The organism is Yinghuangia seranimata (assembly GCF_029953285.1).
GTDB lineage: Bacteria > Actinomycetota > Actinomycetes > Streptomycetales > Streptomycetaceae > Yinghuangia > Yinghuangia seranimata.
The window spans coordinates 24,465-48,507 of record NZ_JASAOI010000057.1 but is presented as its reverse complement, the minus strand read 5'-3'; the positions used below and the strand labels follow the sequence as shown (position 1 = coordinate 48,507).

26 protein-coding genes, 1 tRNA gene and 1 pseudogene are annotated in these 24,043 nt (G+C 73.2%); 18 read left to right on the top strand and 10 right to left on the bottom strand.

All coding sequences use genetic code 11. The annotated features are described in order from the left end of the window. Position 1: 1 nt before the first annotated feature. Positions 2 to 997 carry a MerR family transcriptional regulator gene (locus tag QI554_RS33645; RefSeq protein ID WP_281475585.1) on the bottom strand — a complete coding sequence of 332 codons (996 nt, stop codon included), beginning with the start codon at positions 995 to 997 and terminating at the stop codon, positions 2 to 4. A gap of 276 nt (positions 998 to 1,273) precedes the next feature. On the opposite strand from QI554_RS33645, the gene QI554_RS33640 reads away from it, so the two are divergent. Beyond that, on the top strand, positions 1,274 to 2,152 hold the full coding sequence (locus tag QI554_RS33640; RefSeq protein ID WP_281475583.1) for a hypothetical protein: 879 nt from the start codon (positions 1,274 to 1,276) through the stop codon (positions 2,150 to 2,152). Between the two features lie 98 nt (positions 2,153 to 2,250). Here QI554_RS33640 and QI554_RS33635 read toward each other — a convergent pair whose 3' ends face one another. Further along, positions 2,251 to 2,685 carry a protein-tyrosine phosphatase family protein gene (locus QI554_RS33635; RefSeq protein ID WP_281475582.1) on the bottom strand — a complete coding sequence of 145 codons (435 nt, stop codon included), beginning with the start codon at positions 2,683 to 2,685 and terminating at the stop codon, positions 2,251 to 2,253. Between the two features lie 192 nt (positions 2,686 to 2,877). Here QI554_RS33635 and QI554_RS33630 point away from each other — a divergent pair, with 192 nt between their 5' ends. The 5 genes and pseudogenes from QI554_RS33630 to menC all read left to right on the top strand — a co-directional run bounded on the left by QI554_RS33630 (position 2,878) and on the right by menC (position 7,597). Beyond that, positions 2,878 to 3,690: an MBL fold metallo-hydrolase gene (locus QI554_RS33630; RefSeq protein ID WP_281475580.1), complete on the top strand. Its 813-nt coding sequence runs from the start codon at positions 2,878 to 2,880 to the stop codon at positions 3,688 to 3,690. 440 nt (positions 3,691 to 4,130) lie between these two features. Next, a pseudogene (locus QI554_RS33625) lies at positions 4,131 to 4,358 on the top strand (membrane dipeptidase); the annotation flags it as partial. A gap of 224 nt (positions 4,359 to 4,582) precedes the next feature. After that, positions 4,583 to 5,674, top strand: coding sequence for a M20 family metallopeptidase (locus QI554_RS33620; RefSeq protein ID WP_425528103.1), 1,092 nt, complete (start codon positions 4,583 to 4,585; stop codon positions 5,672 to 5,674). After that, positions 5,671 to 6,453 carry a GNAT family N-acetyltransferase gene (locus QI554_RS33615; protein WP_281475576.1) on the top strand — a complete coding sequence of 261 codons (783 nt, stop codon included), beginning with the start codon at positions 5,671 to 5,673 and terminating at the stop codon, positions 6,451 to 6,453. The genes QI554_RS33620 and QI554_RS33615 overlap by 4 nt, the downstream gene beginning before the upstream one ends. Before the next feature lie 40 nt (positions 6,454 to 6,493). Continuing rightward, on the top strand, positions 6,494 to 7,597 hold the full coding sequence (menC, locus tag QI554_RS33610; protein WP_281475575.1) for an o-succinylbenzoate synthase: 1,104 nt from the start codon (positions 6,494 to 6,496) through the stop codon (positions 7,595 to 7,597). A 120-nt stretch (positions 7,598 to 7,717) separates the two neighbouring features. Here menC and QI554_RS33605 read toward each other — a convergent pair whose 3' ends face one another. After that, entirely contained in the window at positions 7,718 to 9,385 is a 1,668-nt protein-coding gene (locus tag QI554_RS33605; RefSeq protein WP_281475574.1) for a PucR family transcriptional regulator, read from the bottom strand. Positions 9,386 to 9,565: 180 nt separating this feature from the next. Beyond that, positions 9,566 to 10,291 (bottom strand): CTP synthase C-terminal region-related (seleno)protein, encoded by a 726-nt coding sequence (locus QI554_RS33600; protein ID WP_281475573.1) that lies wholly within the window; start codon positions 10,289 to 10,291, stop codon positions 9,566 to 9,568. A 77-nt stretch (positions 10,292 to 10,368) separates the two neighbouring features. Here QI554_RS33600 and QI554_RS33595 point away from each other — a divergent pair, with 77 nt between their 5' ends. Continuing rightward, entirely contained in the window at positions 10,369 to 11,259 is an 891-nt protein-coding gene (locus tag QI554_RS33595; protein WP_281475572.1) for a LysR family transcriptional regulator, read from the top strand. A gap of 85 nt (positions 11,260 to 11,344) precedes the next feature. On the opposite strand, the gene QI554_RS33590 is transcribed toward QI554_RS33595, so the two are convergent. From QI554_RS33590 to QI554_RS33575, 4 genes are all read right to left on the bottom strand, one after another. Then, the gene (locus QI554_RS33590) at positions 11,345 to 12,871 is read right to left on the bottom strand and encodes a beta-N-acetylhexosaminidase (RefSeq protein ID WP_425528101.1); all 1,527 of its coding nucleotides are present in this window, start codon (positions 12,869 to 12,871) and stop codon (positions 11,345 to 11,347) included. 371 nt (positions 12,872 to 13,242) lie between these two features. Next, positions 13,243 to 14,097, bottom strand: coding sequence for a DUF4328 domain-containing protein (locus QI554_RS33585; RefSeq protein ID WP_281475570.1), 855 nt, complete (start codon positions 14,095 to 14,097; stop codon positions 13,243 to 13,245). Positions 14,098 to 14,341: 244 nt separating this feature from the next. After that, complete coding sequence (locus tag QI554_RS33580) at positions 14,342 to 15,583, bottom strand: hypothetical protein (RefSeq protein WP_281475569.1); 1,242 nt, start codon at positions 15,581 to 15,583, stop codon at positions 14,342 to 14,344. A 78-nt stretch (positions 15,584 to 15,661) separates the two neighbouring features. Continuing rightward, on the bottom strand, positions 15,662 to 16,264 hold the full coding sequence (locus tag QI554_RS33575) for a TetR-like C-terminal domain-containing protein (protein WP_281475568.1): 603 nt from the start codon (positions 16,262 to 16,264) through the stop codon (positions 15,662 to 15,664). 18 nt (positions 16,265 to 16,282) lie between these two features. On the opposite strand from QI554_RS33575, the gene QI554_RS33570 reads away from it, so the two are divergent. Next, positions 16,283 to 16,759, top strand: a complete 477-nt coding sequence (locus QI554_RS33570; protein ID WP_281475567.1) for a DUF6463 family protein — start codon at positions 16,283 to 16,285, stop codon at positions 16,757 to 16,759. 111 nt (positions 16,760 to 16,870) lie between these two features. Beyond that, a complete protein-coding gene (locus tag QI554_RS33565) occupies positions 16,871 to 17,773 on the top strand; it encodes an LLM class flavin-dependent oxidoreductase (RefSeq protein WP_281475566.1) in 903 nt (300 codons plus the stop codon). 7 nt (positions 17,774 to 17,780) lie between these two features. Here the strand turns inward: QI554_RS33565 and QI554_RS33560 are convergent, their stop codons facing one another. After that, positions 17,781 to 18,329 (bottom strand): TetR/AcrR family transcriptional regulator, encoded by a 549-nt coding sequence (locus QI554_RS33560; protein WP_281475564.1) that lies wholly within the window; start codon positions 18,327 to 18,329, stop codon positions 17,781 to 17,783. 110 nt (positions 18,330 to 18,439) lie between these two features. Between QI554_RS33560 and QI554_RS33555 the strand changes: the two genes are divergently transcribed. The 9 genes from QI554_RS33555 to QI554_RS33515 all read left to right on the top strand — a co-directional run bounded on the left by QI554_RS33555 (position 18,440) and on the right by QI554_RS33515 (position 23,867). Beyond that, positions 18,440 to 18,880, top strand: coding sequence for a DUF6463 family protein (locus tag QI554_RS33555; RefSeq protein ID WP_281475562.1), 441 nt, complete (start codon positions 18,440 to 18,442; stop codon positions 18,878 to 18,880). 80 nt (positions 18,881 to 18,960) lie between these two features. Continuing rightward, positions 18,961 to 20,100 carry a hypothetical protein gene (locus tag QI554_RS33550; RefSeq protein ID WP_281475560.1) on the top strand — a complete coding sequence of 380 codons (1,140 nt, stop codon included), beginning with the start codon at positions 18,961 to 18,963 and terminating at the stop codon, positions 20,098 to 20,100. A 77-nt stretch (positions 20,101 to 20,177) separates the two neighbouring features. Next, positions 20,178 to 20,582, top strand: coding sequence for an MmcQ/YjbR family DNA-binding protein (locus QI554_RS33545; protein ID WP_281475557.1), 405 nt, complete (start codon positions 20,178 to 20,180; stop codon positions 20,580 to 20,582). 329 nt (positions 20,583 to 20,911) lie between these two features. Continuing rightward, positions 20,912 to 21,487 (top strand): MauE/DoxX family redox-associated membrane protein, encoded by a 576-nt coding sequence (locus QI554_RS33540; RefSeq protein ID WP_281475555.1) that lies wholly within the window; start codon positions 20,912 to 20,914, stop codon positions 21,485 to 21,487. Beyond that, positions 21,484 to 22,125, top strand: a complete 642-nt coding sequence (locus QI554_RS33535; protein ID WP_281475554.1) for a hypothetical protein — start codon at positions 21,484 to 21,486, stop codon at positions 22,123 to 22,125. Before QI554_RS33540 ends, QI554_RS33535 begins: the two co-directional genes overlap by 4 nt. Beyond that, a complete protein-coding gene (locus QI554_RS33530; protein ID WP_281475553.1) occupies positions 22,122 to 22,454 on the top strand; it encodes a hypothetical protein in 333 nt (110 codons plus the stop codon). Before QI554_RS33535 ends, QI554_RS33530 begins: the two co-directional genes overlap by 4 nt. A 117-nt stretch (positions 22,455 to 22,571) precedes the next feature. Then, on the top strand, positions 22,572 to 23,153 hold the full coding sequence (locus QI554_RS33525) for a hypothetical protein (protein WP_281475551.1): 582 nt from the start codon (positions 22,572 to 22,574) through the stop codon (positions 23,151 to 23,153). Between the two features lies 1 nt (position 23,154). After that, positions 23,155 to 23,586: a hypothetical protein gene (locus QI554_RS33520; RefSeq protein ID WP_281475550.1), complete on the top strand. Its 432-nt coding sequence runs from the start codon at positions 23,155 to 23,157 to the stop codon at positions 23,584 to 23,586. Beyond that, positions 23,583 to 23,867, top strand: coding sequence for a hypothetical protein (locus QI554_RS33515; RefSeq protein WP_281475547.1), 285 nt, complete (start codon positions 23,583 to 23,585; stop codon positions 23,865 to 23,867). The genes QI554_RS33520 and QI554_RS33515 overlap by 4 nt, the downstream gene beginning before the upstream one ends. A gap of 57 nt (positions 23,868 to 23,924) precedes the next feature. Here QI554_RS33515 and QI554_RS33510 read toward each other — a convergent pair. Continuing rightward, positions 23,925 to 24,018, bottom strand: a tRNA-Sec gene (locus tag QI554_RS33510). Positions 24,019 to 24,043 lie beyond the last annotated feature (25 nt).

Below are 24,043 nucleotides of genomic sequence, written 5' to 3'. Positions count from 1 at the left end.
CTCAAGCGAGCCGGGGGTCTTCGGGCGCGGGGCGTCGGTCAGTCCGGCGAGGTGGACCCGTCACCGGCGTTCGGGCCTTCAGCGCGCGTACGGTCCAGACGATCGCCGGCGCGAGGGGCTCCGGCGGCGGCCAGCCGTTGACCGTGGCGAGCAGCGTGCAATAGCGGTCTTTGCGGGGATCGCTCGCGGGCTCGAGGCGCTCCAGCAGCCAGGTGCGCAGGTCGGCGTCGTCGGGGCGGTGGGTGGTGGCCGCGCACCGGGCGGTGAACGCGGCGACCACCGGATCGGCCTCGGGCGCGTCGGGACTCATGCCGGACGCCACGGCCGCGGCGACGGTGTCGCGGACCATCGCGACGGGGTCGGGGCGTGGTGGCGTGGAGCCGTCCGCCGGGTGGTGTGCGGTGTGGTCGTCGACCAGGCTGCGCAGGGCGGCGCGGAAGCCCGGGTCGAGGGACAGTTCCGCGAGCTCGACCCAGGCCTCGACCTGTTCGGGCGTGGGGTCGTCGGGGAGTTCGGGCGTCATCGACCGCTGCGGAGCGGCGTGGCGGGGATCGTCGCGGTGGCCGTCGAAGACGTCGGCGAGGAACGCCTCGGTCAGCCGCCGCCGTTCGGCCTCGGACAACATGGCGAGTCGGTGCATGCGCTCCATCTCCTCGAAGGTGGGTTCGCGTCGGGCGGCGGCGGTCAGCACCGCCTTCCGCAGACGCAGGACGCGCATCTGCACGTCCAGGGCGGCCGCGTGCTCGGCGGCGACCTCGCCGAGCGTGAGCTCGCGGTCGGCGACGCGCCGGATGTCGTCGAGCCCGAGCCCGAGTTCGCGCAGGGTGCGCACGAGGGCGAGCCGGGCCACGGCGTCCGCGCCGTAGCACCGGTATCCGGCGGCGGTGCGCCCGGCCGGGGTCACGACGCCGCGGTCGGAGTAGAACCGGATCGTCTTGACGGTCAGACCCGTGCGTTGCGCGAGTTCACCGATCGAGTACAGCCTGCTGCCGTCCATGCCCCCACCCTCGGGTCTCCACCCGGGGGAGAGTCAAACGATCCTTCCCGACGCTTTGCAACTCGACGGTTGCCGGCGGGTTGCGGGCTGGCCGAGCGTCGCCCGGAGCGGGGGTGAGGGCCGACCGGGTCTCACCTGGTCAGTCCTGGGACATGCCCTGGTTCCGTAGGTCAGCGGTGCGACTTTGTGCCCAGTAGAGTCGCGGGTTGGCGGTGGCCGGTATCGGTACTTGAGTGCGCCCGGCCGCCGTGTCACGACGAAGGCGAAAGGCTGGGCATGAGGGACCGGATACGGGGAATCGGCGGCGCGATCGGGTCGGCGGCGGCTGGCGGGCGGGACGCGGTCAGCCGTCGGGTCGGCGCGGGTCGGGCGAGTGTCGTGTCCGGGGACTGGGCGCGCAACGCGCTCGGTGCGCTGCCGGTGCCGGCCTCGCCCGCCGTCGCGACCTGGGAATACTCGGTCGGCGTCCTCGTGTGCCTGCACCCGCGGATTCCGTCCGCGACGGCTCGGCTCCTGCGTCCGCTGGACTCGCTGGGCGCCGTGAAGTTCGGGCCGGACGGGATCGGTTTCGACGGCGAGTTCGTGCCGTGGGAGAAGGTCCTCGGCCTGCGGGTGCACGACGCGTTCGCGGCCATGACGACCGACGCGCTGGACGGTGAGGTCGACCGCGTCCGCGAGGTCCTGCCGCCGGTGCCGGGCCGCAAGTGGGCGGTCACCAAGGTCGTCGAAGCGGTCGCGACGGTGGCGCTGGCGTCCCTCGAACAGGCGGCCGAGGACCGGCTCGACCTGATCGAGGTGCCGTGCGAGATCACGTACAAGGGCCTGCTGGGGCGTCAGAAGACGCTGCGCGCGAGCCTGTTCGCGACCGCGCTGCTCGCCCAGCAGCCCGCCGTCTCCGCGAGCCTGCTGGCGACCGCGCGGGCCAAGGGCGTTCAGGTGACGGCGGCGGCCCCGATCACCCAGGACGACGCCGAGCGCGTCCGCGCCCTGCGCGCCCGCACCGACGCGATGGCCGAGCGGCTGCGGAAGGCCCAGCAGGAGGCGGCCGCGGTCGAGGCCGGCGAGGGTGCGGACGGCGGCGAGCTTCCGGCGGGCGCCGTCCCGGGCCCGGGCGGTGCGGGGGGCGACAACGTGGTGGCGGACGCCAAGCCGTAGCGCGCGTGGGCGGGGTGCGCTCAGGTGCGTGTCACCGCTCGGACCGTTGACGTGCGACCGCGGCACGGGGTGCGCGACACGAGTTGGACGGCGTCGTCCTAGCCGAACCGCTGCACGTACCTCCGCTGCCACGGCGTCTCGACCGCGCCCTTCGCGTAGTGGGTCCGCACGTAGGCGACCGCCTCGTCGTTCGGTACGCCGTCGAGAACCGCCAGGCACGCCAAGGCCGTTCCCGTGCGCCCGCGCCCGCCGCCGCACGCCACCTCGACACGTTCGGCGGCGGCGCGGGACCACGCGTCGCGCAGCGCATCGGCGGCGTCCGTTCGATCGGAAGGCAGTCGGAAATCCGGCCAGCGCAGCCACCGGGAGGCCCACGCGACCTCCGGCGGCTCGTGGCCGAGCAGGTACAGCCCGAACGTGGGCGCGGGCCCGTCGTCCGCCAACGGGCGCCGCAGCCCGCGCCCGCGCACGAGGCGCCCCGAGGGCAGTCGCAGCACACCAGGGGAGTCGGGGGCCCAGAGCGAGGTCGTCATACGCCGAGGCTAACCAGGCCCGGGCGGGCGGTCCCGCCGCGCGGCGCGTTCGGCCCTTCGTCGGCGTATTTCCGGCGCCCGTTGGCGACGATCGTCAATACTGATGCGTCAACTGTCCGGTCTCTCGGAGGAGGTCGTATGACGTCGTGGCGCATCGGAACAACGGTTGTCCACAAGGTTCTTGAAACGGAGTTGCCCGTTCCTGCCGCGGGCGCCCTGCGTACTGAGGACGCGGGGCTCCTCAAGGGCCACGAGTGGCCCGGCCCCGACTACAGCCGCGAGGACGGTACGTACCTGCTGTCCGTCCACGCGCTCCTGATCGACACCGGTGCCGCCCGGATCCTGGTCGACACCTGCGTGGGCAACGGCCGGGCCTCGGTGCCCATGCTCCAGATGCTCGACACCACCTGGCTCGACGACCTCGCCGCGCTCGGCTGGCCGGCGGAGACGATCGACACCGTGGTGTGCACGCACCTCCACTTCGACCACGTCGGGTGGAACACCCGTCTGGTGGACGGCGCGTGGACCCCGACGTTCCCCAACGCACGCCACCTGATCACCCGCACCGAGTGGGAGTACTGGACCGCGACGGAGCCCGGGACCCTGAGCGACACCGTCTATCCGCTGGTCGACGCGGGACTGGTCGACTTCGTCGACGCCGACCACCAGGTGTGCGACGGCGTTCGCCTCGAGCCGGCTCCCGGACACACCCCGGGGCAGGTCGCGGTGGTCGTCGAGTCCGCGGGGGAGCGGGCGGTGATCACCGGCGACCTCGTCCACCACCCGGTGCAGTTCGTCCAGCCGGACGTGGCCAGCCTCGCCGACACCGATGCCGACCAAGCCGCGGAGACCCGAAGGAAGTTCGTCGCGCGGTACGCCGACACCGGCACGCTCGTCATCGGCACGCACTTCCCCACACCCAGCGCAGGACTCCTCGAACACGCCGCCGACGGGACCCTCCGGTACTCCCTGCCCGCCCCCACCGACCCCGCGAGCAGAGGATGACAACGCGAAGCTGAATCGAGTCACCTCTCCGTCCTCGACATGATCGGCGCCGCGCTGCGGGACGCCCGACGTGTCGCGTGTCGGCGTGCTGTCCACCCGGGGCACGCGCGCGGCCGAGCTGTACGAGACGGCCGCCGAGACGCTCGGCGCACAGGGCGCGCAGGTGGTGATCGCGGCATGCACCGAGATCCCCCTTGTCAGCTTGCCGGGCGGCACGGCTGCTTCCGGTGGTCGACTCGACCGCGAGCCCGGTCGAGACGGTGGTCGCGCAGCTGCGGGACCACCGGTACGTCGCCGCCGGCCCGGGTTCGAGCGCATAGTCCGCCGCGGCGCGCTTGGTGCGCGGGCACGGAATCGGCGCCCGGTATTGGAGCCAGGCACGAAGCCCTCGCCCCCCTCCTCTCATAGCGTCGACGGAAGACCTATAGGGAGGAATCGACGTGAGCGTTGAACTGCACGACCGCGCGGTCGTCGCGGACACGCACAACGACCTGTTGATGGCGGTCGTCGAGCGGCCACCCGAGCGCTGGGCGGAGTTCTTCCGCGAGCGGTGGCTTCCGCAGCTGCGCACGGGCGGGGTCGACGTGCAGGTGCTGCCCGTGTTCGTCGACGACCAGTTCCGTCCGGAGGGCGCGCTGCGCCGTACCCTTCGCATGATCGAGTGCGCAACACCGCCGTGCTGCGACGCCGACCACACCGGCATTCCGCTCGACACCTCGCTGCCCGGTCTCGACGGCCCCGCCGAACTGCCCGCCCTCACCGAGGCCATGCTCACGTGCGGCATGCCCGAGGAGGACATCACGGCGGTCCTGGGCGGGAAGGTGCTGCGGCTGTTCCGCGAGAACCGGGGGTGGTCCCGATGAGCGCCGGAGCCGTCTTCGAGGTGGACACGATGCTGGCGGACCTCGAGGAACTCGTGGTCTGCGAGTCGTACTCCGCCGACCTGGACGCGGTCGCCCGCAGCGCCGACGTCGTCGCCGCGCAGGGCCTGCGGCACCTGGGCGGGCGTCCCGAGCGGATCGTGATCGACGGTGTCACCCATCTGCGCTGGATGTTCGGCACGCCCCGCGTCCTGCTGCTCGGCCACCACGACACGGTGTGGCCGACGGGCTCGCTGGCCACCCACCCGTGGTCGGTCGACGGCGGCGTCGCGCGCGGCCCCGGGGTCTTCGACATGAAGGCGGGCCTGGTGCAGATGTTCCACGCCCTGGCCGCCCTGCCGTCGCTGGACGGCGTCTGCGTGGTGGTCACCGGCGACGAGGAGGTCGGGTCGACGACGTCGCGGGCGCTGGTCGAGGAGGCGGCACGCGCCTGCGCGGCCACGTTCGTCCTCGAAGCGACCGCCGACGGCGGTGCGCTGAAGACGGGCCGCAAGGGGACCTCGCTCTACGAGCTGGTCGTCCACGGACGCGCCGCGCACTCGGGCCTGGAGCCCGAGAAGGGCGTCAACGCGGCCGTCGAGGCGGCGCACCTGGTCCTGGCCCTCGACCGCGTCGCGGCGGAGGTCAACGACGGTGCGCCCGCCGACTGGCGGACGACCGTAGTACCCACGGTGGTGCAGGCCGGTTCCGCGACCAACACGGTCCCCGCGCGGGCCACGGTCACCGTGGACGTGCGTGTCCCCACCCTCAAGGCACAGGACCACGTGGACCGGATCATCCGCGGCCTGGCCACGACGGTGCCCGGCGCCACGGTCGACGTCGTCGGCGGCCCGAACCGCCCGCCGCTCGAAGAGGCCTCCTCCCGTGCCCTGTTCGACCTGGCCGGCGTCGTCGCCGCCGCGGAGGGCCTTGCGCCGCCGCAGTCGGCGGCCGTCGGCGGCGCGTCCGACGGGAACTTCACCGCCGGTGTCGGATGCCCGACCCTCGACGGCCTGGGCGCGGTCGGCGGCGGCGCGCACGCCGACCACGAACACGTACTGGTCGCGGAGATGGTGCCGCGCTCGCGGCTGCTCGCGGCCCTGACCCAGGCGGTGACCCGATGAGCGACCTGACGGTCCGCGAGCTGCACGCGCTCGACGACCTCGAAGCCGTCTACGCGCTCTTCCACACGATCTGGCGCTCCGAGCCCGGCAGCGCGCCGATCACGGCGGAGCAGATGCGGGCGCTGTCCCACGCCGGCAACTACGTCGCCGGCGCGTACTCCGGGGACCGGCTGGTCGGCGCGACGGTGGGGTTCTTCGCCGCCCCGGTCGGCCAGGCCATGCACTCGCACGTCACGGGCGCACTGCCCGGCTACGCGGCGGGGTTCGCGCTCAAGCAGCACCAGCGAGACTGGGCCCTGGAACGCGGACTCACACGCGTCACCTGGACGTTCGACCCGCTCATCCGCCGCAACGCCCACTTCAACCTGGCCAAGCTCGGCGCCCGCCCGGCCGAGTACCTGCCCCGCTTCTACGGGCACATGCACGACGCCATCAACGGCGGCGACGAGACCGACCGCGTCCTGGTCTCGTGGGAGCTGGCATCGCCGGAAGCCGTCGCGGCGGCCGCCCTCGCGCCGCTGCCCGCGCGGGTCCCGGACGGCGCGGCGATCGCACTGTACGACCGCGACGGCCGACCCGTGACCGGGCGCACGGACGCCGCGACGCTGCTCGTGGGCCTGCCCCCGGACATCGAATCGCTCCGCCGGACCGACCCGGCGGCCGCACGGAGCTGGCGCGCGGCGCTGCGCGACGTGCTCGGCGGCCTCATGGCGGACGGCGCCGCGGTCACCGGCTTCGACCGGCGGGCCGGGTACATCGTCACCCGCTCTTCCGCATGACCCGACACCGACCCACGACCCTCTCCAGGAGTCCGGCACCATGAAGATCACAGGCATCGAACTGCGGCGGATCGCCATGCCCCTGCGGGCCCCGTTCCGCACCTCCTTCGGCGTCGAGACCACACGCGACGTGCTGCTCGTGCGCGTCGTCACCCCCGAGGCGGAGGGGTGGGGCGAGTGCGTGGCCATGTCCGAGCCCCGCTACTGCTCCGAGTACGTCGACGGCGCGGCGGACGTGCTGCGCCGCTTCCTGATCCCGGCACTTCCGGCCGGCCGGGCCGACGCGCACGCCGTCAAGCGGGCGTTCGCCCCGTTCAAGGGCCACAAGATGGCCAAGGCCGCGCTGGAGACCGCCGTCCTGGACGCCCAGCTCCGCACCGCCGGCGAGTCGTTCGGCGGCTACCTGGGCGCAGCGCGCGACCGGGTCCCGTGCGGGGTCTCGGTCGGAATCATGGACTCGATCCCCGAACTCCTCGACACGGTCGGCGGGTTCCTCGACGAGGGCTACGTCCGCATCAAGCTGAAGATCGAACCGGGCTGGGACGTGGCGCCGGTCCGCGCGGTGCGCGAGCGGTTCGGCGACGACCTGCTCCTGCAGGTCGACGCGAACGCCGCCTACACGCTGGCCGACGCGCGGCAGCTCGCCAAACTCGACGCGTTCGACCTGCTGCTGATCGAACAGCCGCTCGCCGACGACGACATGGTCCAGCACGCCGCCCTCGCGAAGCTGCTGAAGACCCCGGTGTGCCTGGACGAGTCGATCGAGTCGGCCGAGGACGCCGCCGCCGCGATCACCCTCGGGGCGGCGTCGATCATCAACATCAAGCCGGGACGCGTCGGCGGGTACCTGGAGGCGAAGGCCATCCACGACGTGTGCGTCGCCCACGGTGTCCCGGTGTGGTGCGGCGGCATGCTGGAGACCGGCCTCGGCCGGGCCGCCAACGTGGCCCTCGCCGCGCTTCCCGGCTTCACGCTCCCGGGTGACACGTCCGGCTCGCGGCGCTACTTCGCCACCGACGTCACCGCGCCGTTCGAGCTCGCCGACGGCCACCTGGCCGTCCCCGCGGGCCCGGGCCTGGGCGTCGAACCGGTCGCCGACATCCTCGACGACGTGACCACGTCCACGGAGTGGATCGAACTCTGAGCCGTACCGAAGGGGGCCGCCCCGAGCCGAAGGGCGGGGCGGCCCCCTTCGGCCTGCCCGCGCGCGGTCTGTCCGGCACTCGCCCGGCGCCGCCCACGACCGCGGGCCCGCTCCGTGGACCTACTCGGGGCGCCCGGCGGCCCGGGATCCGTCCGCGGAGTGCGGCGCCGGCCGCATGAGCCGCAGCTGCACCATGGCGGCGAACCGCTCCGCGGGGTCCTGCAGGTCGATGCCGCTCACCTCGGCCACCCTGCGGATGCGGTACCGGAAGGTGTTGGGGTGCACGAACAGACTCGAGGACGCCGCCACGATGTCGCCGAACGCGTCCAGCCACGCCCGCAGCGTCTCGACGAGACTCGACTGGTGCTTGGCGTCGTACGCCACCAACCGTGCGATGGAACCCAGCAGTTCGTCGCCGTTCGCGGCCGCGAGGTCGCGCATCTCCAGCAGCAGCGCCTCGATCTGCACATCGGCGATCACCGCGACGCGCTTGGCGACCTGCCCGCTGAACAGGACCCGCAGCGCACGGTCCGCGTTCGCCCGGGAACGCCCCAGCGCGCCGGGCTCGGTCGCGGTCGACCCGATCCCGATCACCGCCGGGACCCGGCTGCCGGTCCGTTCCAGGAAGCTCGACGCGATCTGCCGGGCACGCTCGCGGCCCGCCGCCGGCCCGTCCGGCACCGGGACGATCGCGTACGCGACCTCGCCCAGCAGCGCCACCGCGGAGCGCGGCTGCACCGCATTGAGGTGGATCGCCAACGCGCCCGCCAGCCGTTCCCGTTCCGCGGCGACGAACGCGTGGTCGGCGGCACCGCCGGGGGCGAGGCCCAGGGCGATCACCACCGTCGGCTCGTGCACCAGGCCGAGCCGGTCCAGCGCGTCCCCCGCGCCCCGGCCGCCCTCGAGCACCGTGGTCACCAGGTCCGCCCGCAGCCGGTTCTCGGCGTCGGCGCCGGCCCGCACCCGCAGCATGTGCAGCGCCACCAACTGGGCGGCCTCCCGGAACGCCTCTTCGCGCGCCGGGCTGAGCGGCTCCTTCACCGCGGCCCACATCGACCCGAGGATCTCGCCGCCGGCCCGGACCGCGATGGCCGCGCGCGGCAGTGCCGTCTCCCCCTCCTCCACGGTGGCCGGGCTGACCATGACGGGGCGGTCGCTGCGGTAGAGCTCGCCGAAGACCCCGCGGTCGTCGTAGATCCGCAGATACCCCTCCGGGACCTTGCGCGCGAGGATCGTCGCGACCCGCGAGTAGTCGGCCTCGTCCTGCCGGCCGGAGAACGCCAGGATCCGCGACTGGCGGTCCTCGATCGTGATCGGCGCGTCCAACAGCGTCGCCACCGCGTTGGCCAGCGCGAACAGGTCACCGGAGGGGACGCCGCCGAGCGTCTCGCTCCCGGCGTCGCCGACGTCCCCCTCGGTGATCAGCGTGCGCAGCATCGCGGCCAACTGCGACCACGCCGCCCCCGGCGTGAGCGCCAGCAGCGCCACCCCGGACTCCCGCGCGGCCGCCGCAATGCCCGGGGTGTCCTCGACCGGCGCGCGCACGACCAGGGCCGCCGCATCGTGCGCCCCCAGATCGCGCAGCAGCCCGGCGATCCCGTCGGCGTCGTACAGCGCGATCCCGAGCACGATCGCGTGCTGCGGGTAGGCGGGCTCGTCCCGTGGGTCATGGATGACCACCCCGCCGACGGCCCGGTCCGACTGGGCGTCGCCGTGCACCAGATCCAGGAGCGTGGGACCGAAGTCCTCGAGGACACGGCGGAGGCTCTTGCGGGGGCCGGCAGTCACGAGCGGCATCATTTCAGCAGGCTACGTACCTATTCTCGCGCAGATCTCGTCGCCGCGAACGAAAATTCCGCTGATCTTGGTCGGCACGCACGAATGCCGATGTCCGGGACGGCGTCCAGGTGGCTGTGCAGGTGCGAGGTGCCGCCTTCCCGCTCGTAGAACTCGTGGAAACCGGGTGCCTTACACGCCCACGCTTGCGTGGGCGGCCACCGCCTCGGCGAAGGCTCGGATGACCGGGTGGGGGCGGGTGCCGTCGTCGGCGAGTTCCGGTTGGAACAGGGTGGCCATGAAGAACGGGTGGTCCGGGAGTTCGGCGATGCGGGCGTCGCCGGACTCGTCGGTTCCGGTGAACTCGATGCCATGTGCGCGGAGCTGGTCGAGGTAGGCCGGGTTGGGGCCGTAGCTGCAGTGGTACCGCTCGACGGTGCGTTCGGCGCCGAGGATCGCGGCGGCGCGGGAGCCCGGGGCCAGGACCACGGCGCCCTCGTGGCCGACGAGGGAGCAGGCCAGCTGCGTGATCAGCGGGTCCGCGGCGGAGGGGTCGTTCTCGGCGTGCGCCGCGTCGGGGAGCCCGGCGGCGTTGCGGGCGAACTCCAGGAGCGCGTGCTGGAATCCCGCGCAGGTGCCCAGGAACGGGATGCCGAGCTCGCGGGCGGTGCGGACGGCGGTCAGCGCTCCCGCCTCGCTGGCGTACGGGCTGCCCGGCGGCAGCCACACGCCGTCGAAGCCTGCGAGTGCGGTGCTGGAGGTGACGTCCTCGGTGGGGATCCAGTACGCGTCGAGCACCAGCCCGTGGTCGGTCGCCAGGGCTTCGAGCAGGCCGGGGATGCGGGCGTGCGCCCTGACGCCGGGGGAGCGGTCGGCGACGACGGCGAGGCGCGGGGCGGTGGCGGGTGGTGTGTTCATGACGCCATCGTGGCTCCCTCGGCGAGTTCAGCGCCAACGATGATCTGTGACCGGTCCATCAGTGATACTGATGGACCATGGACCCGCACCTGCTCCGCACGTTCGTGGCCGTCGCCCGCCTCGGCTCGTTCTCGGCGGCGGCCCGCGAACTCGGCTACACGCAGTCGGCGGTGTCCCAGCACATCGCCGCCCTCGAACACGACCTCGGCGCACCGCTGTTGGGCCGCCGCCCCGTCGCGCCGACACCGGTCGGCGCACGCCTGCTGGAGCACGCCGGCCCGCTGCTGCTGAGGCTCGACGCCGCGCGGGCCGATATCGCCCGGCTGACGTCCGCGCCGACCGACCGCCTCGCGATCGGGGCCACCCCGCTCGGGGCCGCCGAACTCCCGGGCGCCCTGGCCGCCGTCCGCCGCGCCCACCCGGGCCTCGTCGTCACGGTGCGGGTGCTCGGCCGCGAGTCCGTCGCCCGCGAGGTCGCCACCGGCGCGCTGGACGTCGGCCTCGTCGACGGCATGGCCGCCCCCACCGACCCCCTCCACATGGGGGAGGCCACCCCGCTCACCTCCGCGCGCGTCACCGAGCAGCCGCTCGCCGTCGCGCTCCCGGCCGGGCACCCTCTCGCCGGGCGCCCCGGCCTGCGGCTCGCCGACCTGACCGACGCGCAGTGGATCGACGCCCCGGACACCGGGATCCCGCTCGCCCAACTGCGGCGGGCCGTGGGCGGCGACGGGTTCCGGCCCGCGCTGCGGTACAAGGGTGACGACGTCCGCGCCCTCGTCGGCCTGGCCGCCGCGGGGCACGGGCTCACCGTCCTGCCGACGCCGGCCCTCGAGGGCATGGCGGGTGTGACCGCCGTGCCCGTCGGCCAGCCGCGTGTCGTCCACCGCACGGAGACCCTGCACGCGGCACGCACGGGCGACACGGCGGCGGAACTCGTCGCGGCACTGACGGCGGCGGTTGCGGGTTGACGGCTTGGTGCCCAGGGCGCGCCTGGCCTGTCGCGGTTCCGGTCCGACCGCCGCCTTGCCGCCGTGCCCGACGACGACCCGTAGTTCAGGCGTTCTCCCATGTCTTCCGCGCCGACCCGTGCATGCGGCCCGGGATACCCGGGCGCCGCTGCCACGGGTGTGGGCCGCCCGGCGGCCGGTAGGCGATGCCCAGTGCGTCCAGCCGGGCGTAGTGCGCCGTGTCCATCCGGCGCGCGAAGTCCGCGAAGTCCCGGTCGCCCGGCCCCGGGAGGTCCGACCACACCGCCTCGGCGAACGCCGCCAGCCTCGGGAACGCCTGGTAGTCGACGCGCGCCCTGCTCTCCACGACCTCGGTCCACAGATTGGCCTGCGCGCCGATCACCCTTGTCTCGTGGGGAGTTCCCGCGAGGCTCGGTGGAACGGGCTCGAAGCGGTAGACGTCCTCGAGGGTGTGCACCCAGCCGAACGGGACCGGCTCGCGCGGGTCGTCGGACTGCACGTGGTCGAAGTAGACCTCCTGTTGAGGGCACATCACCACGTCGTGCCCGGCCTCGGCGGCCGCGACCCCGCCGCGGTACCAGCGCCAGCACATGACGGCCGCACCGGGCGCGAGGCCGCCCTGCAGGATCTCGTCCCAGCCGATGAGCCGGCGGCCGCGCGCGGCGAGCCACCGGTCGAAGTGCCGGATCATCCACGACTGCAGCTCGTCCTCGTCGGCGAGCCCGAGTTCGGCGATGCGGGCCTGCGCGGCGGGGGACTTGCGCCACTCGTCCTTGAGGCACTCGTCGCCGCCGATGTGGACGAACCGGCTCGGGAACAGGTCGAGGACCTCCTCCAGCACCCCCTCGTAGAACGCGATCGTGCTGTCGAGCGGGGAGAGCACGTGCGGGCTGATGCCCCAGTCGGTCTTCACACCGAGCGCGGCGGTGTCGACGACGTCGCGGTTACCCAGTTCCGGGTACGCGGCGACGGCGGCCTGCGAGTGCCCGGGCAGGTCGATCTCGGGGACGACGGTGATGTGGCGCTCGGCGGCGTAGGCGACGATCTCGCGCAGGTCGTCCTGCGTGTAGAAGCCGCCGTGCGGACGCTCGTCCCACAGCAACGGCTCGCCGCCCCAACCGAGTTTGGTGCGCGGTCGCCATGCGCCCACCTCGGTCAGCTTCGGGTGGCGCTTGATCTCGATCCGCCAGCCCTGGTCGTCGGTCAGGTGCAGGTGCAGGACGTTGAGCTTGTGCGCGGCGAGGGCGTCGACGAAGCGCAGCACGTCGTCCTTGGGCAGGAAGTGCCGTGCGACGTCCAGCATGAAGCCGCGCCAAGCGAAGCGTGGTGCGTCCTCGACGGTCAGGTAGGGGAGTTCGGTCGGCGCCGGGTCGATCGAGGCCTGCCGGAACGCGTCCGGGCCCTGCAACTGGCGCAGCGTCTGGCGGCCCCAGAACACCCCGGCCTCGTCGCCGCCGACGATCTCGACGCCGTCCGCGGCGACGGTCAGGCGGTACGCCTCGGGCCCGAGGGTGGTGTCGACGATCGCGCGGACTTCGCCGAGGAACGGCCCCACACCACCGTGCGGTTCGACCCGGCGAGGGGCGGGGATCAGGTTCGCTTCACTGCTCACGCGTCCTCCACCTGACGTGGCCGCTGCGCCGGCCGGCGCCGTGCGGCGGGGACCTGCGGCGGCAGCGTACCCCGCGGATGCGGGAAACCGGCAGCTGAGCGCGGTCGTGACGGCGGGTCAGTCCGCGCGGGCGAGGAGCGGGTCGAGGAGAGGACGGCGACGGCGGCCAGGAACGCCGCTACCAGCACCACCACGACGACGATCGGCCACCGCCTCCGCGGTCGACCCGAGGCGGGGTCGGGTGCGGGTCCGGGTTCGTGGAGATCGGCCATGGCGTCCGCCCCTCGCGTCGCGCTGCTGTGGCGGTTGGACGCGAGGGGCGGGACAGCGGTTCCGTGCGGCCGGAGCACGAGGCTTCGGGAGTAAGGGAGTCAGGCGGTAATCGAGCCGACCGACCCTGCGGCGCGGGCGTCCTGGAATCCCGTGATGCGGCGTACGACCGCGATCGCGAAGCCGCCGGCGACCACCAGCAGTGCGTAGGCGGCCGCCGTCATCTCGTCGGCTGTCTGCCACTTGTCGAGGTCGGTCGCGTCGGTGAGCTTCTGCACGCCGTTCGTGGTGCCGTCGTTGCCGCGGTAGAACGTCGCGACGAAGAACAGCAGTTGGCTCGGCGCCCAGGTCAGCCACCACGCGAGCCGGAGTCCGGTGCCGGTGGGGCTCGGCGCGGGGTCGGACACCTTCCACACGTCGTCGGTGACGGTCTTGGGCATCCACAGGTTCGCGATCGGGATGAACCACGCGCCGACCGCGAACCCGGCCGTCAGGTCGGGCCGGTGGGGGCTGAACAGCTCGATGTTCTTGCGTGCGCGGTGGAGCCACACGATGAACACGATGCCGGCGGCCAGCACGACCGGCATCGTGAACCCGGCCGTGCCGACGAGGCCGTCGGCGTCGTCGGCGTCGCTCGACGACACGGGACTGCCGTCGAGCGCGTCGTCGATCACCGAGGCGCGGTGGAGGTACGCCCAGACGGCGACCGCGGCGCCGAGCATGGAGGCTGCGATGAGCCCGTACAGCCATCCGGCGAGCGTGCCCAGCGGGCGCATGGTCCGGACGCCCCACGGCCCGGGCGGTGGCGCGACGGCGAGGCCGGGCACGTAGCCGGGCACAGGACCGGGCATCGGGCCCGGCGCGGAGCCGGGCAGCGGGTCGGGCCCGACGGCCGACACCGGCGCGGGGCCGGCAGCGGGCGCGGGTTGGGCGTACGGGTCTTGCGGCGACGACATGGTGGTCCCCCAGTGGTGCGATCCGGGCGGGCGCCCGGACACGACGCGGCGATTGTGCGCGCCTTCCCACCAACTGTCTTGAGGCCTTGACGTCTTCTTAACGCGAAGCTTCGCGCCGTACGGCCGGCAGCCGTTTCCTCGTCGGCGATGTCGGAAACGTCGGCTTCCGGCGTCGGCGACTGCTGCGGTTCGTCGTTCCCGGACGGCGGTTCCCCCGGGGGCCGGCCCGGGGGAACCGCGTGTGTCACGCCGCGGGGAGGCCGAGGGCCTGCAGGACCTCCGGCGGTGCGGTGGCCCCCATCAGGCCGGACCCCCTGCTGGTGTGCAGGTTTGCGAACATCGATGTGCAGCCCTGGCGGAAGATCACCTCGTACTGGCCGCCGACGGTGTCGCCGAAGGTCAGGACCGAGATGTTCCCGGGCTGCAGGTTCGGGCAGCCCACCCCCAGCCCCATCATGTCGTCGGGGTAGGCGTCGTTGATCCTCGTGCGCAGCTCCGCGGCCTTCGCCGTGACGTCCACGGTGCCGGTCAGGTGCAGTTCGCCGGTGCCGGGGCCGAGGGCGTACTGGCACAGGACGGCCCCGGTCGGGGCGTACGGCACGGGCTGGTTCATCGGTGCGAGCGAGTCCTTGCGCGGCCACACCTCAGGGATGCCCTCGCCCATCGTGTGCCGGACGGGGTCGCAGACCGGCGGCGTGGTGACGGTGGGCCCGGCGAGCCTTTGGGCTTCCAGGAGTTGGTTGAAGCGGCCCTCCACGCTGTAGGACTCGTAGCGCTTTTGATCGCCAACGGTCACGCTGCTGCAGGAGCCGTAGGCGACGGAGGCGGTCCGGCCGTCGGCGTAGCGCAGGAGCAGAGTGCGCGGCGCGGCCAGCTCGAGCGTGCAGCCGTCGCCTCGCGGCTTGTCGGGCAGCGTGTTGACCACGTCGACGAGGGCGTCGGCGTCGAGGTAGAGGGTCGTCGGTGTGGGGACGCGGTTCGGCAGCGTGTCGGCCGGACGGGCCGGGGGCTGGGCTTGACCCGCCGGTGTCGGGAACGGGTACACGCAGAACCGCGCCGCGACCGCGCCCTTCGGCAGCAGGAGGCCGTCCGGGGCGGGCAGCGGCGGGACCGCGTCGGGTGTCGCCGGGCAGTCGAGCGGTGCGGCGGTCGGCGCGCCGCCGGGCGCCGATCCGGCCTGCGGCTTCGCGGCGGTTCCCGAACCGCCCGCACCGTCCGAACCGTTCGAAGCGGCGAACACGGTCGTCCCCGCCGCGGCGGCCACGACCAGGGCGACGGCCGCGGTGATGCCCCACAGCCGCTTCCGCGACCGCGCGGTCGACGTCGACGGCGTTCCAGGGTTGTCAGTCAGTGCGGAACCGCTTTCCAAGGTCCCGGATTCGAGCGGCCCGACCCGGTCCCCGGCGGCGGCCGCCGCGGTCGTCTCCGCACCGCCGTCGGCGGAGCCTTCCGGTTTTGGTGTCGGTGTCGCGTCGTGCTGGGCCATGGTGCCCCCTTGCGTCGTGCTGATAAGGCCGGTTGGACGCGACGAAACCGAATGTGGTTCCAGGGAGTTCCGCGCAGGTCAGCCGGACGCCGGCGTCCCGTCCTCGGCCAGTCCCGCCGCCACGGTGTCCGCGATCGCGTCCAGCATGGTGTCGACCACCAGACCGAAGCCGAAGAGCGCGTAGAAGACCGGCCCCGCGAGCAGCAGGTGCGCGACGTCGGCGCGGACGTCCTCCCGCACCTCGCCGCGCGCGGCCGCCTGCCCGAGGATCGCGGCGAAGTGCGCCCGTTCGGCCGCGAGGACGGACTTCTGGAACCGCTCGGCCGTCCCCGGGTCCTTCGCCAGTTCGGCCATGAGGGCCGGGGCGAGGGCGCGGGCGGCCGGGGCGGTCATGGCGCCGTGAATGATCCGGATCATCGCGCGCAGGTCGCCGCGCAGCGTCCCGGTGTCGGGCGGGGCCGGCAGCTCGGTGTCGTGGACGGCCGCGGCGAAGGCCATCTCCGCCTTGGACGGGAAGCGCCGGTAGATGGCGGTCTTGCTGACGCCCGCCGCGGCGGCGACCGCGTCGACGGTCAGCGCGGAGTAGCCGACCTCGTCCATGAGTTCGCGCGCTGTGCGCAGGACGGCGGTGTCGATGCGGTCGTCGCGCGGACGGCCGCGGCGTTGCGGGGGCGGGGGCATCTCCCTACTATACGAAACATGAGTTTCGAAACTCGAGTAGCGGAAGTCGTGCCGTCCGTCGACCGCCCGATATCCGACGCACTGGTCAGCGCCCGCGCACGCACGCTCACCGTCTGGGGCGCCCGTGCCACCGTCCTCATCGGAGTCGCCCACACCGTCTACTTCGCCGTCAGAACCCATGGCAGCTGGGGCGGTTGGCTGACCGGCGAGCTGTGGGGATCCGGCGCCCGCGATGCCGCGCACATGGAGACGGCCCGCGACTTCTGGCAGCTTCCCGCGAGCTTCGTCGTCCCGATGGTGCTGCTCGCCCTCGTCGCCTCCCGCCTCGCCCGCAGCGGCCGCGCGCTGCCCGGCTACGTCGGCTGGACGTTCGCCGCCTGGATCGTGGTGTGCGGCGGCATCCTGCTACCGTCCGGGTTCCTCCTCGGCGTCGTCCCCGCCGGGATGTTCATCGCCGCGCACCACGTCAACTCCAAGGCTCTCCGCGCCGATTAGCCTCCCGGGCCCGGACCCGCCGGATGGGATCCGCCGCCGTGCGCGTTGTCGCGACCACGAGGTCGCCGTGTGCGGCCGCGGACCGTAACCGGCAGACGAAAGGGCCCCACCATGACGACCCTGCGCCTCGGCGTGGCACCGCACCGCCTCTGGGCCGACGGCGAGCGCGAGCTCGACGGCGTGCTGGAGGCCGCCGTGTTCGCCGAGGAGCTCGGCTTCGACCACGTCATCGCGAGCAGCCACGTCCTGGAGACCGAGGTCGGCGTGACCCCCGACCCGCTGGTGACGCTGTCCGCGATCGCCGGGGCCACGACCCGGATAGGCGTCGTCACCAGCGTGCTGATCCTGCCGCTCTACAACCCCGTCGTCCTCGCGCACCAGACGGCGACGCTCGACCGGCTCTCCCGTGGCCGCTTCACGCTCGGCGTCGGCACCGGCTGGGACCGCGCCGAGTTCGACGCGGTCGGCGTGCCGTTCGACGGGCGGGGCGCCCGGGCCGATGCCCACCTCGCCCGCCTGCGGACGCTCTGGCGCGGCGAGGACCCCGGCCTCCGACTCGGCGTCGCGCCCCGCACCCCCGGCGGGCCGAAGGTATGGGTCGGCGGCCACAGCGACGCCGCGCTGCGCCGCGCGGTCCGGCACGGCGACGCCTGGCACGGCTCCGCCGTCGAGCCCGCCGCGCTCGCCCAGGTGCGCGGCCGGCTCGCCGAGCTCGCGGACGCCCACGCCGAACGCGACGGCCGCGCCCCGTCCCCGACCGCCCTCACCGCGGGCGGCTTCGTCGTCCCGCCCGGCTTCACAGCGGTCGGCCGAGCTCCCGGCCACCTGCTGGGCGGCGAACGCGCCACCGCCCTTAGCATCCTCGACGAACTGGCCGAGCTCGCCGAGACGGGCCTGTCCTCGTACTCGCTGTGGCTCCCCGTCCCCACACCCCAACTGCACGACGCCATGGCCTGGCTCGCCGACGAGGTCCTCGCAGCGCTCGCGAAGCCCGGGGCCGCGCCGAGTCGCTGATAGCGGATTAGGCGAGCAAGTACTCGACGGCCAGGTCGAGCACGTCGGCGCGGCTGCGGGGGCCGTGTTCGGCGGCGAGGGACTGGTTGGCGACGCCGAGCGAGAACGCGAGCATGCAGCGGGCCTCGACGTCGTCGGGGTCGGGACAGAAGGACCTGAACAGTGTGCGCAGGTAGTCCATGCGCCGGTTGTCGACGCGGCGGAGGCGCTCGGCGACCGCCGGGTCGCGGCGGGCCCAGTCGCGGATCGCGAGGTCGACGGGCATCAGGGGCGAGGCCGGGACGGAGGTGCCCAGCACCCGCACCTTGTCCCGCGGATCCGCGCCCGCGGCCTCCGCGCGCGCGATGACCTCGTCGGCGCCCTTCTGCTCCCAGGTGTCCAGCAGCGCCTCCAGGAGGGCGCCGCGGTCCTTGAAGTGCCAGTAGAAACTGCCTCGGGTGACGCCGAGTTCCTTGGCCAGCACGTCGACCCGGACCGCGTCGGGGCCGCCCTCGGCGAGGGCCGCGAGCGCCTGCTCGATCCACGTGCTGCGCGGGGTGCGTGCCGGCGCCGCCATCGTCTTCTCCTCTCGGCGCGGTGTGTGCCACGCCGCCTTGCGCTTGTCGTCGTGAGGAGTCTAGCTTCTGTCCATACAGTACAGCACTGTATGGATGGAGGATGACTCACGTGATCACATGGGCCGGCCGCGTCATCGCGATCATCGGCGCCGGGCACCTGGCCGTCGGGCTGCTGCTCAGCCACGCCTCCTTCGGGGACTGGCTGTTGTTGCGACTGTGGGGGAACTGGTGGAACGACACCCCGCCGGCCAACGCCTTCTGGGCCAACCCGGCCGGCTTCGGCCTGCCGCTGGCTCTCGTGGGCCTGCTGGTGGTGTGGATGGACCGCCACGGCATCACCCCGCCCGCGTTCCTCGGCTGGTCGGTGCTGGCGTGGAGCACCGTGTGCGCCGTCGTCGTCGAGCCGACCCCGGCGCCACTGGTGGTAGCCGCCGCCGTCCTGCTGCTGCGCGGAATCAGTCGCGCCGCCAACAACGCACAGCCCCACAGCTCGACACGGCCGAGCGCGGAACCGCCGGTGGAGCGTCCTGTCAAGGTCCTTGGGAATTAATGCGGTTCGCCGGAGTCGGCGCGGCCGCCGGTGCGACACTCCCCAGGTATGCCTTGGCGGCGACACAGGGGGGAAGCCTGATGCCGACACCGATTCCGGCGAGCGACGCGCAGTTACGGGCGAGCGCCCAGCGGGCGGCGGAGCGATGGGCCAGCGACAGGCCGAAGGAGTTCGAGCTCACGTGGCGCGCGCCCGCGACCGCCGACCGGCTGCTGGGCGGCGTTCCGTCCGAGCAACGCCTGGAGCTGTGGCGGGAGTTACTCAGGACCTTCGTCGAGGAACGCGCTCGCGAACTCGCGGCCGAGGCCGCCAAGCGCCGCGGCCCGGCCGGGGAACAGGCGTACGCCGCACTGCGGGACACCACCCCGCGTCCGACCGACCAGGACCTCGCCCAGGGCCCGGCCACCGACCGTATGCTCGCCGACGCCGTCGCCGCGACGGCCGCCGGGCGTGAGCTGGCCGCGATCACCGCCGACTTCGCCAAGCGCATCGCGGACCTGGCCGGCGGCGCGCTGCGGCTGGAGACGGTACGCGTCCGCAAGGACTCCGAACTCACCGCCGCGTCGCGCCGACTGGCCGGCCGCGTCGCGCGAGGCGACCGGATCAAGGCCCTCGTCGACGTCTACCCCGACCGCGTGGCCCTGCTCGCGGCGATCGACCCCGCGTTCTGGGAGGCCCACAGATCCGGCCACGCCCTGCTCTCGGACGCGGCGCGGGCGGGCGCCGACGCCGACCGCGCCCTGCGCTCCGGGCTCGGGCGTGCACTGGCGGACCAGGAGGCGGCGGTCACGACCGCCTTCGACGCCGTCACGCCGACCGTGACGACGGTCGCCGACGAACTGGCCGTCCAACTGGAGGCCGTCGCCGAGAGCGTGATCGTGCACTACTGCACCCCCAAACCGCCCCCGCCCCCACCGGACCCGGTCCCCGAGCGGTTCAAGGAGTTCGTGACGGTCTACCGCGAGGGCCAAGACGCGGTCCTGCTCGCACCGAGGGCCGCGGCCTTGATCGCCGGCTGGGCGTCGGTGGACGGGCGCTTCGGCGGCGGGATTCCGCTCGAGACGCTGACCGACACGTTCCGAACGGACACGCCGGCCCAGGTGCTCGCCGACGCGCTCACCCTCATCGCCGGCCGCAACGCCCACTCGCCCGAGCAGTACCAAACCGTGGCGGCCGACCTCGGCTCGTGGGCCCGCGACCGGGGCGTGTCGCGGCGCTAGGCCGCACGGTGGTCCAGAGTGCGGGACGCCCGGAGCGCGTACACGGCGACGTCGGCCCGGCCCGACATACTGTGATCATGACGCCTGAGCAGCTGAAGGCCGCCTGTCTTGCCTTCAACGGGAGTGGTGAGGAGTTTCCGTTTCCCCGCAACCCTGACGTGTCGGTGTTCAAGGTCGGCGGGAAGATCTTCGCGCTGTCGACGCTCACGGACAAGCCGCTGACGGTGAGCCTCAAGTGCGATCCGGAGCTGGCGCTGCGGTTGCGGGCGGAGTATCCGGCGATCGTCGGGGGCTACCACCTCAACAAGCGGCACTGGAACACCGTCACCCTCGACGGGTCGCTCGAGGACGCGCTGGTGCTCGACATGATCGAGGACTCGTACGACCTGATCGTCTCCAAGCTGCCGCGGATGGAGCGGCTCAAGCTGGACTGGCCGGGGGAGCGGGCGCGTTCGGAGGAAATCCCGCCCGGGGAGGCCTGATTCGGCACGGCGTGCCACGGGAGACGGTTCCGCAAACACTTTTGGCAGCAAGCTGACAGGTGTCCCGGCGGATGAGATTCCGGATCCGGTGGTGTTGCGTGACCGGGAGGCCGTTGGTCGGCTGTATCCCTTGCAGGACAAGGGAGTTCGGGGGAGGCGCGTTCGTGTAGACGAGATCGTGGTTCTCCTTCGGGGGTTCCGGGCGGATCATCCCGATGGCGCGCGGCGTCTTGTCCGCCCCCTAGGTGCGTGCCAGCATCCGACCTCGATCAGTGGACGCGTGAACCGGCTTGAACGGCCGGGGACTTCCTGCGGGCACGGGGTGGCACATGGATTCCGCGGACTGGCTCTTAACGCTCATTGACGCACTCGTGATCGCGGTGCTCGTCCAGGCGGGCGCCGTCAAACTCGTCTCCCCGGCCGCCGGTGCGGCCGCCGTGGCCGAACTCGTGCCGCGTGGGCGCGGGATGCCGCCGCCCACCGCTGCCGTGCGGGCGCTGGCCGTGGCCGAACTCGCCGCCGGCATCGCCGCCGCCGTTCCGCAACTGCGCGTCGCGGACCGGGCGTTGGTGATCATCCTCGGCCTGGTCTTCGCGGCCGCCGGTGTCCTCGGCGCGCTGCGCGGCAGCAGTGAGCCCTGCGGCTGCTTCGGCGCCGCGAGCAGCCGTCCGCTCGGGGCCGGCAACGTTCTCATGGGGCTCGCCCTCGCCGCCGTGGCCGGCGCGAACCTCGCTTTCCGTGGCGGCATGTCGTCCGACGAGGCCGCGGCCACCGCACTGTCCGGCGTCGTCGTACTCATGGTCTGGCAGTTCGTCGCCGTCCGCGCCGAGGCCCGCGTCGTCGTCGGCGAACTGCTCCGCCAGCGCGTCCGCCAGTCCGCCCAACGGTCGGAGGTATCCGGGTGATCGTCGTCGGCTCCATCGCCCTGCTCGTGCTGGCGGCGGCGGTCGTGCTGCTGTACGCCATGATGGGCGAGCTCGCGTCCCGCCTGCCGCGCGACGCGGCGCCCGCCGAGGACCCCGGGCACCTGACGCCGCTCGAGGACGTCCCGCTCGGCGTCACGCCCGACACGTGGCCGGAGCCGCTCGCGCCGCTCGCCGGCCGCCGCGACGCCGCGATCCTCGTCCTCAGCCCGATCTGCGCGACCTGCGACAAGGTCGCCGGGCAGCTCGTCGAGCACCGCCGCAAGCACGCCGGACACGGCCACGCCGCGGACGACGCGCCGCTCGCCGTCGTCGTCTCCTGCCGCGACGCCGCGTCCGGCCAGGAGTTCCTGAACCGCCACCCGCTCGCCCAGGCCGGCGTGCCGTGCCTCGTCGACGAGGGCGGCGAATGGTCCACCGGGACCTTCGGGGTGAACCTCAGCCCCACCGCGCTGGTCCTGGAGACCGGCACCGTCGCCGAGGCCTACTCCTTCGGCAGGCTCACCAACATCCTCGACCACCTCGAGGAACGCACCCGTCGCCCCCGGATCGGCGCCACCGCACCGCACCGGGCACCGCAGCCCGTGCACACCCCGCACGCACCGGAAGGAGCGCAATGATCAAGTTCCGCAACTCCGCCAAAGCCGGCCGGGACGAGGCCGCCGAACCGGACGCGGCAGCGCCGGAGAAGGTCGGCCGCCGCCGGATCCTCGGCCGCATCGGCGCACTCGGCCTCATGACCTCGGCCGGCGTCTTCGCCGCGACGCAAGAGGCGTCCGCCGCGCCACTGTGCTGCAGCCTCGCCAACTACCCGGCCAACACCACCTATACGTGGTGCTACAACCACAAGACCTACATCTGGTACTGCAGCGTCAACGGCTCCCTGCACTGCTCCTGCTGCGAGGCGGACAACGACCGCTACTCGGCCGCCGACTGCCGCTACAACTGACCGGCGCACACCCACCCCCCGCATCGAGGAAGGCAGGAGCCAGGCCGCATGGTGACATGGCTGGTGGTCGCGGGCGTCGCGGCCACGCTGCAGGTCTACAGCCCTTGAGGCCAGTCCATGGCCGGGGTCGCCGGCCCGATGCTCCAACGCAGCAAGCTCCAGGGCACGCGCTTCCTGCTCGGCCTCCTGGTCGGCGGGCTGGGCGCCGCCGCGCTGCTGGCCTCGATCGCGTACGGACTGGGCGAGCTCATCGCCTGGGCCGTCCCGACCCTCGGCCGGCAGATCGCCGCGGGCCTGGTCCTGCTGGTGCTCGGCATCGCCGACGCCCGCGACCGGACCTGGCACGTGTGGCGGCAGGTGCCCCAGGCGTACGTCCGCAAGCTCGCCCCCGGGCGGCTCGGGCTGGTCTGGGGATTCGACCTGGGGCTGCTGTTCACCACCCAGAAGAGCACCTCCCTGACGTGGGGCGCACTCGTCGGCGTGGTGCTGCTGGCACCGTCGTCGGCGTGGCTGGTGCTGCCGGGCATGACCACCGTGGGGATGGCGGTGATCAGCGTCCGCAGCATCTGGTTCATGCTCACCCGGCCGTCGTGGCGCGGCGACCGGGGACGTCGCTGGCACGGCCGTGTCCGGCTGCTCTCCGGAGCCGGGCTCGTCGTGCTCGCCGCCGCCGCGACCGCGGGGGCCGGGTGGGTGTGACATGACCGGAACCACGTCCCACTACCGGGCCAGCGATCCGCGCGGGCACGTCGCCGTCACGCGGTTCGAGTGCCACACGCTGCGCAACCTGCTGCGGATCCTGCACATGCACCGCTCGATCGAGAAGGAGGTCCGGCGGGTCGCCGACGGTTTCCTGGGCGCCGCCCACATCGTCGACTGGCGCCGCCGGACCGTGCTCAGCGTCACGCTCTGGTCCGATCTCGACAGCCTGTACGGCATGGGGAGTTCGCAACGCCACATCCTGGCCGCGCGCGTCCCCGGCCGCTACGGCATCACCACCAGCAGCGGGCTCTACGCGTTCAGCGGGGACTGGCGGGCCGTCCTGTTCGGCGGCCCCGTCCCCGAACGCGCCGAACCCCTGCGCCCCAGCACGCCCGCCCGCCACCTGGAAGACGAGAGGAGCCCGACATGAGGGCCAGCCCCACCGACCGCGGCTACGCGTACCTGAAGACCAACGCCGACGGCACCACGGATGTCTACGTGGCCGTCGGGGTGGGCACCGACGACGCGCCCGAGGACATCTTCGCCGTGCACTTCAACCGCGACCGCGTCGCCGTCGCCGACGACGTGCGCACCGTCGCCGTCGGCGCGATGCGGCGCACCACCGAGGCCGTGCAGGTGACCAAGGACGCGGGCCACGTCGTCCACATCCGCGGCCGCAACCGGGGCTACGGGCCGCTGCTCGGCGGCTGAGACCCGGAACACCCCGGCAGCCCCGGCATGTTCGGGGCCGCCGGGGAGGGAAGTCGGCGGTGGCGGACGGGAATCGAACCCGCCGGGCGAGGCACGCCCCGCCCCAGCCGCTTTGAAGGCGGAGGGGCCCACCAGGAACCCACACGCCACCGCCGCACACCCTATCCCGCCACCCG